The organism is Streptococcus sp. HMSC078D09 (genome assembly GCF_001813675.1).
Taxonomy (GTDB): Bacteria; Bacillota; Bacilli; order Lactobacillales; family Streptococcaceae; genus Streptococcus.
This window is the reverse complement of record NZ_KV813673.1, coordinates 1-15890: the sequence shown is the minus strand read 5'-3', so window position 1 is coordinate 15890 and position 15890 is coordinate 1. Positions and strand designations below refer to the sequence as shown.

The window sequence follows — 15890 nt, the reverse complement described above, 5'->3', positions numbered from 1 at the left end:
TGACTCTGATACTGATTCAGAAATTGACTCTCTCACTGATTCTGATACTGACTCAGAAATGGACTCGCTTACTGACTCTGATACTGATTCAGAAACTGACTCGCTTACTGATTCTGATACCGATTCAGTTACTGATTCGCTTACTGATTCTGATACCGATTCAGTTACTGATTCGCTTACTGACTCAGAGACAGATCCAATCACCGATTCAGACACAGATTCAATTACTGATTCAGAAATTGATGTTGAAGCAGACTCTGACTTGGACGCTGATTCTGACTGACTGGTTGTATCTGAAGGTATAGAATCTGCATTCACACCACCCACTTGGTACCCACCAATTGCTGTTCCACCATCGTTTGCTACAACATATGGAGCAGTTTGAGAGTTATATCGTCCATAGTTTACCTTGGAGCCATCTTCATAAAAACGGTTTACCGAAAAACTTGTAGCAGCTAGCATTTTTATTTTCAAATTAGCTAAATCAGCTGCTGTACCACTAAAAGCTGTATCGAAAGTGATTGTATGTGTGGTTACCCCTTTGGTTGCTTCCTTAGAGACATACTCTATCCCTTTAGAACTATTACCAACATAAAAATTTGTAACTGGATTTGTTGCCGCCCCGTCAATTAATACATTTGTTGGGGTACTTAATTTTGAATCTGAGGATGTATCAATATAAATCCCTGTATAAGCTTTAAGCGTTTTAACCGCAGGAGATGTTAATATTTTCGTCGGATCGTACTCTACTGTCCACGAAATTTTTCCAGTTGTCGAATCATAAACAGCAGAGATACTAGAAATAGGATTCTTAAGATTGTTCGCGTTTCCACCAGCCCAGTAGTACTGAGTTCCACCATTTGAGAAATCACTAATGGTAAAGGTTGTTTTTGTCCCAGTAGTGGTTGAGCGCAAGGTCGCTGCTCGAGTGGCTTCGGTATTATTTAAAACTGCATAAATTTGACCATTTGGGCTTAATTTGATCAGTTCATTTCCAAGTGCTTGTGTATTATTACCTAAAGTTGTATAAGCAATCTGTAAATCTGCTACAGTTGCATTTGGATCGCCAATTAGATTTTTAGTAGCTTCCAATTGTGACTGTGTAGCAACCAATGATTTCATCAATTCCAATTGCTGTTCAGCATCCAGTGTAATCAATCGACGAGCCGCCATATCGTTCAACACTTCAGCTTCTGAAATCATTTTATCTAGATTTTCACGAACACTGTCCTGCTTCTCTTCAGTAGCTGTCGATGCAGCTTTCCCCCCAGAAGCAACATCCGATTCAGATAAAACAATACTTGTTGAAGTTGACTCGCTAACTGATTCTGAAATGGATTCACTGACCGACTCAGAAACTGACTCTGATACCGATTCACTCACCGATTCTGAAACTGATTCACTGGTCGAAACTGACTCAGAAACGGATTCTGAAATGGATTCACTGACTGACTCAGAAGCAGATTCTGATTGTGATAAGCTAATCTTTTCTTCCGCTTTTTCTGAAGTGAAATTCTCACTTGACAATTTCACTTCATTTCCATCTGTAGTTGTCAGGGTTGTTTCTTTTGCAAGCACAGTCTCATCTGCAAATACATTTCCTGAAACTACGGTTGCACCTGTCAAGGCCCCCAGTGCAGCCGCTCCTTTTAAGATAGTACTTGCAGAAATATTTTTTTGTTCATAAACATCAACATTAATTTTCTTTTCGGAAATACTCCCACCTAAAAAATGCATTAATCCTATTTGAGAAATAAGAGTACGTACCCAGTTTTTCCCAGATTTATGCATTTTGACTCTAGTTTTACGCGAAGTTTCCCCAGCTCTTTTATACTTTCCCATTGTAGCACCCTTTTCCAAATTTTTAACTAACTAGTAAATTATAACACATATTTCAAGATGACCACATAATTTTTTTATTAAGCAATAGTAATAAATTATTTTTGCAATAATTTTACAATTTTTTCCCACATTTTTAGTATTCGGGACTTTTTTTTGTCACTTAATTCAAGGCTTATTCAGGGAATTCATCGAGCAACGTTACTTATATTACAAAGCTTTTAAGATTAAATCATTGTGATGTTGCTAAATTCCAAAAAACTAATAGAACGTTACCATTTTCGCTGATGAATCATAATCTCAACCTCCTTATAAAGCAACTAATTACTCCGGACATTGCAATGAAGCGGGAAGCAGTTTTGATAATTATAAATCCTGTTCATTCAATTACTTTTTATTCTTATAGTTACTTAATGAATCACAACATCCCATTAGTTTGTAGCTAAAATATAACCTCTCCCCATTTAGTCTCATAAGACTGTTATTAACTAGACTCGAGTAACCTGTGTGTATGAAGCAAAAAAAGGAAACAGTCATTTATAAATAATGTTTCTGCTTCCCTCTCTTTAACTATTCAAATAGAACTACTTATACTTTATTTCAATATAAACCTCTCACTGATGTTTAGGATTGAAATTCGTGAGTATTTTCATGATCATGAAATTGTTCCCATTTCTCTTCTAAATGAACTTATTTTGCTTGCCATTTTTCAATTATTTTTATTTTTTGAAGACATTTCTTATAATTATATACATCTCCTCTTGAAAGATAACTCTCCTTATGTTTCTGAAGTCGCCATTTATAGGCTCTCAATTCATTAGAAATCTCAAACCCTATGAGAGAAAGTATTGTAACACGTTCTTCAATACTCTTAATAGGAAATACATGTTCCATCTCAACCACTCTTGTTATACTTGTTGAACGTTTCCGATGGTAATACAATCCTAAATTACGATAAGAAATACGATCCGCCATTAGATAAACTTTCCAAGTTGTAAGATCATCCTCTACTTTTTCTTCTTCTGGATAAACAATATCCTGAAAAAGTTCTGCCTTATATAATTTACCCCACGGAACTGTAAAGCATTGACTGAATGACAACCGTCCATCATATTGCTTTCGAAACCATTCTTGAGGCGTATAAACCTCTAAATAAGGATCTGACAGATCTACATGAAAAGCAAAGCTCTGTTTTTCCTCAAAGAATTCTGTAAAATTGGTCACTGCAATATCACTACCAGTTTCTTTTAAATCTTGATATAGTATTTCAATATGATTCAACTCTAACCAATCATCATTATCTACAAATAGAATAAAATCTCCCGTTACTAGGGGTAAGGCAGAATTCCTTGCTGCACCAACTCCACTTCCCCCTAGTTTCTTTTGCACAATCCTAATTCGAGAATCCCGGTGAAGATATTCTTCACAAACAGCAGCAGAAGTATCTGTTGAACCATCATTAATCAGAATTATTTCAAGATTTGAGTATGACTGATTGACTATACTATCCAAACAAGGGCGAAGGTATTCCCCTGCATTATATATAGGCACTATAACGCTAATTTTTTCCATTATTTCTCCTTCGGATAATTTTCAATCAAATCTAACTTATTACAACACTGTTGATATAGTTCAATTTGACCATTTCGTAAAGCATCTTCACAACACTTTTTTAAACGTCCTTTATACGACTTAATTTGTTCAGTCAAATCATAGCCCATCGATGCAAGAAGAGCAATCCGCTCTTCTGCATTAGATATCATACTGGATATATCATCTAACATTCGAGTTCTAGAAAGTCCTTCACTCCTTTGAGAATAATAATAAGAACCTTCATTGATAAAAGTAATTTGGCTTGCCTTCAAATAAAGACGATAAATTGTTGCGTCATCTTCTCGTAATCGTCCTAGTGGGAAACGAATTCCCTCAAATAGCTCAGCTTTAAATAATTTTGTCGGAGAAAAAGTAAATGTTAAAAAAAGATTGTTATTAGCAGAGCTTTCTAGATCCATCCATTCTGCTATTGTATAATTTTTACAGAAATATTTCTCTTTTGTAATAGAAAAGAGAAATGATTGTCTTTCTTCGTTAAACGAATTAAAGTTACAAACAGAAATATCTGATCCATTATCCACTAAAGCCCTATATAAATGTTCCAAATAGAAATCCTCTATAAAATCATCTGAATCAACAAATGTAATATATTTACCACTTGCATATGTGATACCTGTATTTCTCGCTGCCGAAGGACCCGCATTCGTTTGATGTAAAATATGAATTCGATTGTCGATTTTAGCATATTCTTCACAGATAATAGAACTATTATCTGTTGAACCATCATTAATTAAAATAATTTCGAAATTCTTATATGTTTGCCGAAGCAAAGAATCAAGGCAACGTTTCAAATATTTTTCAACATTATAAACCGGAACAATAATACTAATCAATTCACCATTATCCATTTTTTCCATCTCTTTTATTTGTACTTGCTTTGAATTATCAACTCCAATTCTAGCTACTATTTGTTCCTGATATTCCTGACTAAATTCTAACTCAACACCTTCATCATAATTAAATTCAGCAGTATGCTTATTGGTTAGTTTCACTTTATAGGTGGCTCCCATTTCATACCACTCGTACTCCGAATCAATGTGCCCTAAATCAATCGCTTGGTAACCTTTAGTTGTCAGATCCGCAACAAGAACCTTAGCCGTCGGTCCAAGCATAACTAATATGAGGCGGTTCTTCGCATTTTTTTCAGTTAATCGTAATATTTCATCATAGTACTGAAATGCATTTTTAGATGGACATACCAGTCGCTTAATAGAAGAAGCAGCCGCAAATAAATCATTTCCAACACCTGAACGCGACGTTGCACCTTCAACAATTAAAAGATCTTTTCCTCTCCACAACTCTTTCAACGATTCAAAATAAGCTTCTGAAGGTGATTTATCGATCAAGTCAATATAAGGTCGAGAAATAAATGTTGAACCATAAAACGGAGCATCGCAACAATTTAAATAAAATTCAGAATATTTTAGAAAATGTCGCTCCCAAAAGTGACGAGCATTTTGATTGTAACGATCCATATTTGAAAAAACATCAGGGAGACAAACCAGTAATTTTTCATCACTTTTTGTCTGTAAAATTTGTTGCAATCTCTTTGCTAATTTCTCATTATAGTCTTGATATGGAATAGAATGACCTGTCATCAAATCTATTTCCCCATCACCAAAACGAACCACAGAAGCATGATTATGTTTAATATATTTAAGACTTTCCAATATGGGAAGAACCTTAATTTCTGACAATTTCTTCACCATTTACTCCTTCTAATCACATATAGCTTGAAATACAGATTCTGTAAGTAATCTTCTTGTAAAAAAACCCTTACGCAAAATAGGATTAAAACTTCTCACATTTTTTACCAATTCTATATATTCATCTTCGTTCACATTTTTAACTTTTATGATAGCTTCTTCTACATCCTTTACAATCCAACCTAGACCGTTATTCTCTATCAACTCTTGATTAGCAATGCCTTCTTGTACAATAACAGGAATGCCTGCTGCTAAAAAACTTCCTAGTTTATAAGAACAGTACAATGATTGATATTCCTTATCCTTGTCATCCATCCATACCAAACCAAATCCTCCCTGCGACATCTCCATTAAGAGTTGTTCGTCTGGACGATAGTTAATTTTATGAACATTTTGAGGTAAGTCAACATTCTGCCATGTATAGATTTTTAAAGGAATATCATACTTCCACTCTTTCACAAAACTAAAACGTTCGGGATTCCCTGGAAAATGAATTTCTCTTTTTAAATCTGCAGGAAACATAGGCGCTTGTGTTGGATGGTCCCACATTCCTTGAACAACTGTTTTCGAAACATTCAATCCAAAGTCTCTCAACTTATCAATCATTTTTTGACTTGGAGCAACAACAACATCTGCTTTATTATAGTATGCTATTGTTCGATCCATTAGGTAAAAATTCCCTGAAAACATAAGAGGAACTACATCATGAATAAATAATACGATTTTAATATCGTATAATTTTAATTTATTCATTAGTTTTTCATCAAATTCTGTTGTATTCCAAGTTGGAGTTTGAAAAATGACAACATCTCCATGCCGTAATCCTGCTACAATACCATCCAAACGTTTACTCAATTCACTTTCAGAATCTGTGTGGATTTGATAACAATAAATTCCTAATTCACGATAACCTAGAGAAACAGCTACATCTGTAACTGTATTCTGACACAACTGTGCAGTACTTTGGGCAGACTGGCCATTGATATTTGTGATATAAACACGCATATTTTACCTCTTCTACTCTAGTTCTTTCGATATTTTTCTATCATATTTAATTGAAACTGAAGTTCTTTATATAACGCTACATTTCCATTAGTCAGCGAAATATTTTTTACCAAATTGCCACGCCAATCAAAAGCAGCTATTTCATTCTTAAGATCAAAACCTAACATAGATAATAGTGCAAGCCGCTCTAATACAGGCTCAACTGAAAATACCTCACTTTGTTCAGTAGTCTGAGTTAAGCTCTCACCATTAACACGATAAACCATAGTCGATCGGTGCATATATGCAATTTTATCTGCCACTAAGTATAATTTCCAAGTCGTACGATCATCTTCACCAAATGGTCCTGTATAATATAATATGTTATCGAATAGAGATCGCTTATATAATTTCCCCCACGGGACTGTAAAACACAAACTTAAATTATGAGGTTTTCCATACTGATAAGTAAACCACTCTTGTGGGGTAAATATCTGCTCATAATAATCATCATCAGTAATATGAATTTCATATCTATTATCGGATTCAATATAACGAGTAAAATTTGCGATTGATACATCACTATCTGTTCTCACTAATAAATCGTAAAGATCACTGATATGATTTGGATCAATCCAATCATCACTATCCAAAAACAGAATATACTGCCCTGTAACAAGTTCTAGAGCACTATTTCTTGTGGCACCAATTCCCTCGTTTATTCTTTTATGTAATGTTCTAATCCGAGAATCCTTCTCTTTCAATCGTTCAATTATTTCAGCTGTACGATCTGTCGAACCATCATTAACAATAATGATTTCTATATTATTATATATCTGGGTTCGCACGCTTTCAACACATTGTTCTAAATATTTTTCTGCATTGTATGCAGGTATTATCACACTTATTTTTTCCATAACTCCTCTAATCATTTGAACGATAAAATTTTTATTATACTTAATAATAACATTATTGTATACCTTTAAGCAATAGTCATCATACCTTTTCAACAACTTTATTTTAAAGTGTACTCTCTAGCTTATTCTTCAGAATTTCCTATTGCAATAATAATTTTATAGATTCTTTTTTTAAAAATGCACTATTAAACTTTCCACAATAAATCTCAGTTTCAATTAATGCCCAAACACCTCATCACGATCTTCTTAAACTTTATTCATTCCGTTAAGAATATTACACCTTGTTAACAATACTTAATATCATTTTATTATGACCATTTAATTCAACACCTCATAAGAATCGAATTCCACCCTTAAGTAATAATCAAAGTACAAATAGCACTGTTAATCTAGTAAGTAAAACAAAAAGCCCCATTTAATAGGGGCTTTTCTGATAATTATCTGATTTTTTCCAACATGTTTTCAATGTGTTGGATGGATTTTTTGCGTCCAAGCAAGTAGATGGTATCTGGCAATTCAGGACCATGCATTTCACCTGAAACGGCGATACGGATTGGCATAAAGAGATTCTTCCCTTTGATCCCAGTTTCTTTTTGAACTGCTTTGATTTGTGGGAAGATATTTTCTGCTACAAACTCATCGTCTGACATGGCTTCGAGTTTCGCTTTAAAGGCTTCAAGTACAGTTGGCACGGTTTCACCAGCCATGACTTCTTTCTCTGCTTCTGTCAATTCTGGGAAGTCTGAGAAGAAAAGGTCTGTCAATGGAACGATTTCGTCCACTGACTTCATTTGTGGTTTGTAGAGTTCCACTAATTTTTCAGCCTTGTCTGTCAAACGACCTGCTTCTTCAAGGAATGGTTTGGCCATTTCAAAGATAGTCGCAAGATCTGCATTCTTGATATATTCATTGCTCATCCAGTCCATTTTCTTTTGGTCGAAGGCCGCTGGAGACTTGCTGAGACGGTTTTCATCAAAGAGCTTGATAAGCTCTTCGCGAGAGAAGATCTCGTCTTCCCCACCAGGGTTCCAACCAAGAAGAGCGATAAAGTTAAAGACTGCTTCTGGAAGGTAACCCTTCTTACGATAGTCTTCGATGAACTGAAGGGTGTTGGTGTCCCGTTTAGACAACTTCTTACCTGTTTCAGAATTGATGATCAAAGTCATGTGACCGAACTCAGGTGCTTCCCAACCAAGAGCTTCATAAACCATGAGCTGTTTTGGTGTGTTAGCAATGTGGTCATCTCCACGGATAACATGAGAGATTTGCATATCGTGGTCATCGATGACAACGGCAAAGTTGTAAGTTGGGTAGCCATCTTTCTTCTGGATAACCCAATCCCCACCGATATTGCCACCTTCAAACTCGATATCGCCTTTGACCATATCATGCCACTTGTAGATACCAGACTCATTCACTGCCAAACGAACCGTTGGAATCACACCTGCTGCTTCACGTTCTGCGATATAAGCTTCTTTTTCTTCTTCGCTCATGCCAAGGTATTCGTTGATGTAGCGAGGTGTTTCCCCAGCTGCTTCTTGACGTTCACGTTCCGCTGCCAACTCTTCTTCAGTGACGTAAGATTTGTAGGCTTTACCTTCAGCCAAGAGTTGGTCGATGTATGTTTGATAGAGTTCCAAACGTTCAGACTGGCGGTAGTTTTCATGCGTCTCTGGGCTTTCATCCCAGTCCATGCCCAACCAACGAAGGTTTTCAAGCTGTGAACGTTCGCCGTCTTCGACGTGGCGCTTACGGTCTGTATCCTCGATACGGATGATAAAGGTTCCACCATGGTGACGCGCATACAAGTAGTTAAACAATGCTGTACGAGCATTTCCGATGTGTAGTAGCCCTGTTGGACTTGGTGCATAACGCACACGAATATCTTTTGCCATATTTCTCTCCTCTTATCTTGTTCGCTATTTCTAGCTCATTTTTCAATCGTTCCTATTATACCACAAAGAAAGCAGGACTGAAATGAATAAGTGACCTTTCTAGCCTTTCTTGCTATATATATGAAAAAAGCCAGAACAAATGCTCTGACTGATATCCAATCTATTGGTATCTTATTTTAACCGTTCTTCTAATTCAAAGTCAATTGGCAGGGTTTGTAAAAAGTGCTCCAACTCACGTTCCCAGTAGAACCATTCGTGCTTGCCTGGACTGTGGGTATAGGTGACATCCAAACCTAACTTTTCTAATTCCTTGACTTCAAAATTATTGGCCTCATAAAGGAAATCCTGCTCCCCACACCAGATCCAGAGCTTGGTCTTCTTATCTGAAAACTTCTTGGCAGCAGTCTCTAGCGAATAGGGACTAGTTGTCCAATCCTCAATCTCTCCAAAGATCCCCTTCCAAAAAGCTGGTTGCTCCAAGTCATTGTTTTCAAAGTCCCGATCGTGGAAACTCAGAGCACCGGAAAAACTAGCCGCATGGGAGAAACGATTTGTCTTGAGAGCCAAGAGCATCGATCCATAGCCTCCCATGGATAGACCAGCAATAAAGGTCTTCTCCCGTTTCTTGGTCATATTAGGGAAGAAGCGAGAAAGAGTCTCTGGCAATTCCTCCGCAATAGCTGTGTAATAGTTGTAGCCATACTGGGTATCTGTGTAAAAGCCATTATTGGTATTGGGGAGGACCACAATCAGATTGGTATTTCGCAGAATGCGCTCCACATTAGTCCGCTTCAACCAGGAGTGGTGGTTGCCATTCATCCCGTGTAAGAGATAAAGGACTGGAATATCCGTATCCGCTGGATCTTCCACGCGCGATGCATCGGGATAAAGGACGGACACGCCCCACTCCATCTTCAAGGCTTCTGAATAATACTCAATCTGCATAACTGCCATTTGATTTCCTCTTTCTACTGTTAAAAACACTCGGCAAGCCTCTGGCTGCCAAGCGTTTCGTTTTCTACTATTATTTCACTTCCATCACAACTGGTAGGATGGCTGGACGGCGTTTAGTTTGTTCAAACAAGAACTTAGACAAGTTGTCGCGTACCAAACCTTTTAACTCACCCCAGTCAAAGCTGTCTTGCGCCAAATAGTCTTCAACGCTTTGGTTGACCAATTCGCAACTTTCACGAAGAATATCCCGACTCTTCTTGACATAGACAAAACCACGGGTGTGCACGCGCGCTTTGGAAATAATTTTCTTCTCTTTGCGATTCACGGTGATCGCCACGATAAAGATCCCGTCTTCTGACAAGACCTTGCGGTCACGAAGGACAATATTGCCCACATCACCAATGGCATTCCCATCGATCATGACATCTCCTGCTGAGACGCTACCGGCAGGAACGAAGTCACCTTTTTCATACTCCATTACCGTTCCGCGTTTTGGAATAAAGATGTTTTCAGGCAAGATACCGACTTCCATCGCTACTCGCGCATGGGCATCCAATTCGCGGTATTCCCCTTGGATCGGGAAGAGGTATTTAGGACGAAGAAGGTTGATCATCAACTGCAAGTCCCGTGCGTTTCCGTGACCAGACACGCGCAAGCTAGACGTGATCAATTTGACAACTCCACCTGCTTGGTAGACCATGTTTTCTACACGAGCTACCACTGCTTCTTTGGCAATCGATGGCGTTGTAACGATGTAGACCAAGTCTCCATCTTTGATTTCCACATAGCGGTGACGACCAATCGACATCTTGCGCAAGCCGTTGATCGGCTCACCCATCCGGCCTGTTTCCAAAATGATCAATTCATGATCCTCGAAACGGCTCATTTCTTTTGGCTTGATCAAGAGTTTTTCGTTGGCAAGAGACAATTTGTTCAAGCGAATAGCTGTGCGGACGATGTTTTCCACATCGAACCCTGTCAAGACCACCCGACGGCCAGTCTCAGCTGCAGCGTCAAAGACCTGCTGGATCCGAGAAAGGTTGCTGGCTACCGCCGCCACGATGACACGACCATCCCAGTCTGCAATCGTATCTAAGATAGCATCGCCCACTTCTTGCTCACTGGCAACTTGAATAGTACTATCCGCATTGGCTGAATCACTCAAGAGGGCAAGCACACCTTCGCGTCCAATCTCAGCTAGGCGAGCAAAGTCTGTCGCGTACGACTCGCTGGCAGTTTGGTCAAATTTAAAGTCTCCTGTGTAGACGATATTGCCCTCAGGAGTGCCAATCACAATCCCGATACTTTCAGGGATGGAGTGGGTTGTTTGAAAGAAAGATACGACGGCATCACCAAAATCAATCTCAGAATTCTGATCGATGACATGGAAGTCGTTGAATTTCTTCACACTGTCATTGCTTTTGACAAAGAGTTTAGCCAACTCAATGGTCAACTCTGTCCCGAATACAGGGACTTTCGCTTCCGCCAAAAGATAAGGCAAGGCCCCAATGGCATCCGCGTGACCATGGGTCAAGAAAACACCCGCAATGCGGTCCTTGTTTTCAAATAGATAATCCATGTTGGGGATGACGACATCCACCCCAAGTTGCTCATTTTCTGGATACTTCAAACCTGCATCCAAGACAAAAATCGAATCGTTCACTTCGGCAACGTAGAGATTTTTCCCATTTTCTCGAACACCGCCAAGAGTGACTAATTTAATACTACTCACTGTTGTCTCCTTTAGTGTGATTATTTTAATACTTACGGTCCTTGGTCGCCCAAGTCGAATTACAGCTTTGCAAATACTTGCATATCCACTCTATTATACAATTTTTTTCTCTTTTTTTCAAAAAGCTTTCCACAGCAAAAAAGTCCTCTCATCTGAAGTAGATGAGAGGGCTTCTAGGCGCCTATTTTTAGGGGGAAAAGACCCTAAAGATGGTAATCTCCCCGTTTATTTTCAATGATCCGCATAGCTGCCTTGATCACATGAAACTTGCCTAACAATTCCTCTAGGCGCTTACTATTTCGCTCGCTCAATTGGCCGTTCTTGACCGCTTGGGACAGGCGATAAAAATCATCCAAGTCCTCCCCAATGTTTTCAAACAGCTCTTTGGCTTCCTTGAGTCGGTAGCGATTGACTAGGTGGTTCACATCTTTTTTGAAGGAAGCGACATTGTTTTCGTGAATGTCCGTATAGGCTTCCTCTTCTTCCTTAGATTCTTGGTAATTAACCGCCTTAAAGCAAGTGATGAACTCCCGACTTTTGATATTGCAAACAAAGATGACGCCATCACTGGCTACATAGGCTTCTGTGTTGGCGGGTTGAACCACATTACTATCATAAGGAGAGAGGGAGGAGAGGTGTTGGTTGATCCACTTATTCAAGTGCTGATCATCTACGCCAAAGCGCTCAAAAGCTCTTTGCCGAAAATGGTCCCGACAACTATATTCTTGCGCATACGACAATCCCATACTCTCACCTCCTCCTGAGTATTTTATAAAAATGGCCTCCAGTCTTACGGGACTAGAGGCCTGGTCTGCTTCACTGACTTGGTGCAATTAACCTTTTGGCTAACAAAACAATGTTTATGATGTTGATTTCATTTAATAGTATTTGTGTAAAATACCAGAGGTTTTCTTTGCTATCCTAAATCCAAATGATTAGTTTTCGACTGGACGCATCGAAGTTTGAAAACCTTTACAAAAAGCTTCTACCTACTATTTCCACGTTTTCTTATGTCTCCGGACAAACTAAGCAGGTTTGCCCGACCGTCCAACCGATCCGACACACACGACATGACTACTCTTTTACGATAAGAGCATGAACAGATATCAGCAAAACAGGCCTAAAACGAAGTAACCTAAATTTCAACTCGATAAGGCATTGGTATCAATCCCTTCTTCATCTTTCTAACTATATTATACTCAGTAACCTAAGTAATTGCAAGCGATTTCAGCTGAAACTAGTTCCTATTTTTATGCGGTTTTATAGATGATTTAAGGAAAAGAAAAGAGGAGGGGACAAAAGTCCTAGCCTCTCAATTATTTTTGGATTGTTGAGCAAGACGCAGTGGTTGAGTGGGCTCTACTACGCTGATTTCATCAGCTTTTACAGCCCTACTCAACTGTGCGGAGGTGGGACGACGAAATCGAATTCTAACGAATTACCGATTTCTGTCCCACTCTCTAGCATGCAGACAAACTACTTCTACATCAAACCACCTAAGTGATACTAAAAAATTAGAATCAATCGATTCTATTAGGCTCATACAAACATACTCTATAACTTTCCGCCGTGAGAAACGTTTCCAAAATGAGTTTGTATCTTAGTGAAGCGCCTAGGCAAGACACAGTAGCTGATTGAACTCTTCTCTCGCTTGATAAGCTCGGAAGAATTCTAATCAGCCTTGTGGGGGTAGGACGACGAAGCGCCATGAACGATATCGCTTCTGTCCTACTCCCATTTTACGGGCTTTGTATCTTATTCTTTCTCAAACAATTGGTAGTAGTCTGCGATGGTCATTTGGGCTTTTTCTTCTTGATTGAGGTCTTGGACGATGTGTCCGTCTTTCATGACAATCAAGCGATTTCCATATTTCAAAGCATCTTCCATATGGTGAGTGATCATAAGAGCTGTGAGGGCATCTTGTTTCACAAACTGATCCGTCAAGGTCATGAGGGCCTGACTGGTTTTTGGATCCAAGGCTGCAGTGTGTTCGTCTAGAAGCAAGAGTTCTGGACGTTTCAGTGTTGCCATCAACAGACTCAAAGCTTGGCGTTGCCCCCCTGATAGAAACTCAACAGCAGTGTCGATATGATTTTCCAAGCCATTGCCGATCTTAGCAAGGACTGTTTGAAACTCTTCTTTATAGCTGGCCAAGTGACGCGGAATCAAACCACGTTTTTCTCCACGAAACTTCGCTACCAAGAGGTTTTCTGCTACTGTCATGCGAGGCGCTGTCCCCATTTTAGGATCTTGAAAGACCCGCGATAGGTACTTGGCTCTCTTTTCAGGAGAATAGTTGGTTACATCTTCCCCCAAAATATAAATTTTCCCACTGCTCACCGGAAGCGTCCCTGCAATGGTATTAAAGAGGGTTGATTTTCCAGCTCCATTACCCCCCAAAATCGTGATAAAATCATGCTCTCGAATTTCCAAGGAAACATCATCCAGAATGACTTTTTCTTCGTTCATCCCATTGCTCACGGCTTTGGTTACATTTTTTAATTCTACAATTGCTGTCATTTACTGAGTTTCGCTCCTTTCATGATTTTTCCCTTAAAGGTTGGAATCATCAGGCAGATAGCCAAGATCAAGGCACTGAAGATTCGAATATAGCTGGTATTGATGCCAAGCGCAATCACGGCCCAAATCAAAAATTGGTAGGCGATCGATCCGATCGCAATACTGAGCAAGCGCTCTGTCAAGGTAACATTTGAAAAGAGCACCTCTCCAATAATGAGGCTGGCAAGCCCGATAACGATAACACCAATCCCACGTGAAGCATCCGCATAGCCTTCTTGTTGGGCCATCAGTGCACCAGAAAGAGCAATAATCCCATTTGAAATGACCAAGCCCATCAATTCCATCCGGTCAGTGTTGATCCCAAAGCTCTTGGCCATATCTGGATTGTCCCCTGTCGCAATATAGGCTTGACCCAAGCGTGTATCCAAGAAGAAGATCAAACCAAGGATCACAAGCGTTACGAAAATCAAGCCAATCAGGATCTCATTGAACCCACTGGCAAAAGGAAGAAATTCCTGAATTTTTTTATAGCCCAGAAGTCCCAAATTTGCCCGCTGCATCACAAATAGAATGACCGAGTTACAAGACGTCATCACGAGGATCCCTGACAAGAGTGTCGGGATTCTTCCCTTTGTGTAGAGAAGACCCGTCGCAAGTCCTGCCAAGCACCCTGCTCCAATAGCAGCCAGCGTCGCAAGGAGCGGATTGACCCCTTTGGTAATCAAGGTTACCGCCACTGCTCCTCCAAGCGGGAAAGAACCTTCTGTTGTCATATCTGGAAAATCTAGAATTCGGAACGTCATAAAGATTCCTAACCCTAAAATGGCCCAAATCAAACCTTGTGAAACAATTGAATTAATCATAGTTTCTCCCTTCGATAATAGTAGTTTAATTGTATCACAAATATGGAGGAGAACCTATAGGAAATTCACAATATTTCTTGGATAACCAGCTTTTTAAAAATAAAACGGAACCCTCCTGATTATATGGAGCAGGAGGGTTCTATAAGCTTTTATAATTCTGCAAAAAAGAAACCTGTGTTTGTTTCACAAGTCTGGTCTTACTAGGGTAACTGACGACAATAAGGGTGTGAAGTACTACCACTCCAAACCCTACTGTATCCCAATTCAAAGTGGATTCATTCCCCTTGTTGCCGGCAGTTTGAAAGATCAAATTGCTTTACTAGTATACTGTTTTCTCTACTTCAAGTCAATGGAATTTTACTGAAACTAGTAACCGAATGAAATGAATATATAGAATTTTACTGAAACTTTTTCATCACATTTATGCATGTTTTTCTAAGTTTCCAATACCAAACAAAGAGGCCTTGCTCTTTCGAGCAAAGCCTCTTCCTGTTGGATCTAAAATTGTCACCTCATCAACAAGTTTGCTGATGTCACCTCAATTTTAGTCTTCGCGTTTTTTGCGTTTTGCAAGTCCCGCAAGACCAACCATACCAAGTGCAGCACCTAGTAAAGTTGCAGCAGTCGAGGCAGTTTCACCTGTTTGTGGCAACACTTGTTTCTTATCGCCAGTTACAACTGATGTTGCAGTTTGAGCAACAGGTTGTTTTTCTGAACTTGATGAATCTGATTTGCCATCTCCTGGAACAACTTTTGGAGTTGGAATTGGTGTCGGAACTGGGGTTGGAGTTGGAATTGGTGTCGATGGTTGATCTTGACCCGGTTTGTTAGTGTCTGTACGTGGATCTACTACCTTAACAGTTACT

General features: G+C 39.2%; 12 protein-coding genes. All 12 read right to left on the bottom strand.

Features of this window, described 5'->3' with window-relative positions:
- Positions 1 to 1842: accessory Sec-dependent serine-rich glycoprotein adhesin (locus tag HMPREF2926_RS05355; protein WP_141751779.1), on the bottom strand; the 1842-nt coding region annotated here is incomplete at its 3' end.
- 687 nt (positions 1843 to 2529) lie between these two features.
- The gene (locus HMPREF2926_RS05350) at positions 2530 to 3411 is read right to left on the bottom strand and encodes a glycosyltransferase family 2 protein (protein WP_070586770.1); all 882 of its coding nucleotides are present in this window, start codon (positions 3409 to 3411) and stop codon (positions 2530 to 2532) included.
- Complete coding sequence (locus tag HMPREF2926_RS05345; RefSeq protein WP_070586769.1) at positions 3411 to 5162, bottom strand: SP_1767 family glycosyltransferase; 1752 nt, start codon at positions 5160 to 5162, stop codon at positions 3411 to 3413. Before HMPREF2926_RS05345 ends, HMPREF2926_RS05350 begins: the two co-directional genes overlap by 1 nt.
- A 9-nt stretch (positions 5163 to 5171) precedes the next feature.
- Positions 5172 to 6164 (bottom strand): sugar transferase, encoded by a 993-nt coding sequence (locus tag HMPREF2926_RS05340; protein ID WP_070586767.1) that lies wholly within the window; start codon positions 6162 to 6164, stop codon positions 5172 to 5174.
- A gap of 17 nt (positions 6165 to 6181) precedes the next feature.
- Positions 6182 to 7060: a glycosyltransferase family 2 protein gene (locus HMPREF2926_RS05335; RefSeq protein ID WP_070586765.1), complete on the bottom strand. Its 879-nt coding sequence runs from the start codon at positions 7058 to 7060 to the stop codon at positions 6182 to 6184.
- A 437-nt stretch (positions 7061 to 7497) separates the two neighbouring features.
- Positions 7498 to 8955 carry a glutamate--tRNA ligase gene (gene gltX / locus HMPREF2926_RS05330; RefSeq protein WP_070586763.1) on the bottom strand — a complete coding sequence of 486 codons (1458 nt, stop codon included), beginning with the start codon at positions 8953 to 8955 and terminating at the stop codon, positions 7498 to 7500.
- A gap of 171 nt (positions 8956 to 9126) precedes the next feature.
- A complete protein-coding gene (locus tag HMPREF2926_RS05325; RefSeq protein WP_070586761.1) occupies positions 9127 to 9909 on the bottom strand; it encodes an alpha/beta hydrolase in 783 nt (260 codons plus the stop codon).
- 70 nt (positions 9910 to 9979) lie between these two features.
- Entirely contained in the window at positions 9980 to 11641 is a 1662-nt protein-coding gene (locus tag HMPREF2926_RS05320; protein WP_070586760.1) for a ribonuclease J, read from the bottom strand.
- 203 nt (positions 11642 to 11844) lie between these two features.
- Entirely contained in the window at positions 11845 to 12387 is a 543-nt protein-coding gene (locus HMPREF2926_RS05315) for a hypothetical protein (RefSeq protein WP_049473337.1), read from the bottom strand.
- 1009 nt (positions 12388 to 13396) lie between these two features.
- Positions 13397 to 14161, bottom strand: a complete 765-nt coding sequence (locus tag HMPREF2926_RS05310) for an ABC transporter ATP-binding protein (RefSeq protein WP_070586758.1) — start codon at positions 14159 to 14161, stop codon at positions 13397 to 13399.
- Complete coding sequence (locus HMPREF2926_RS05305; RefSeq protein ID WP_003008955.1) at positions 14158 to 15024, bottom strand: ABC transporter permease; 867 nt, start codon at positions 15022 to 15024, stop codon at positions 14158 to 14160. Before HMPREF2926_RS05305 ends, HMPREF2926_RS05310 begins: the two co-directional genes overlap by 4 nt.
- A gap of 544 nt (positions 15025 to 15568) precedes the next feature.
- On the bottom strand, positions 15569 to 15890 hold a 322-nt coding region (locus HMPREF2926_RS05300), incomplete at its 5' end, for an LPXTG cell wall anchor domain-containing protein (protein WP_141751778.1).

Bases quoted from the DNA above. Each gene is read 5' to 3' on its own strand.
- HMPREF2926_RS05350 (WP_070586770.1), bottom strand. From the start codon at position 3,411: ATGGAAAAAATTAGCGTTATAGTGCCTATATATAATGCAGGGGAATAC.
- HMPREF2926_RS05345 (WP_070586769.1), bottom strand. From the start codon at position 5,162: ATGGTGAAGAAATTGTCAGAAATTAAGGTTCTTCCCATATTGGAAAGT.
- HMPREF2926_RS05340 (WP_070586767.1), bottom strand. From the start codon at position 6,164: ATGCGTGTTTATATCACAAATATCAATGGCCAGTCTGCCCAAAGTACT.
- HMPREF2926_RS05335 (WP_070586765.1), bottom strand. From the start codon at position 7,060: ATGGAAAAAATAAGTGTGATAATACCTGCATACAATGCAGAAAAATAT.
- gltX (WP_070586763.1), bottom strand. From the start codon at position 8,955: ATGGCAAAAGATATTCGTGTGCGTTATGCACCAAGTCCAACAGGGCTA.
- HMPREF2926_RS05325 (WP_070586761.1), bottom strand. From the start codon at position 9,909: ATGGCAGTTATGCAGATTGAGTATTATTCAGAAGCCTTGAAGATGGAG.
- HMPREF2926_RS05315 (WP_049473337.1), bottom strand. From the start codon at position 12,387: ATGGGATTGTCGTATGCGCAAGAATATAGTTGTCGGGACCATTTTCGG.
- HMPREF2926_RS05310 (WP_070586758.1), bottom strand. From the start codon at position 14,161: ATGACAGCAATTGTAGAATTAAAAAATGTAACCAAAGCCGTGAGCAAT.
- HMPREF2926_RS05305 (WP_003008955.1), bottom strand. From the start codon at position 15,024: ATGATTAATTCAATTGTTTCACAAGGTTTGATTTGGGCCATTTTAGGG.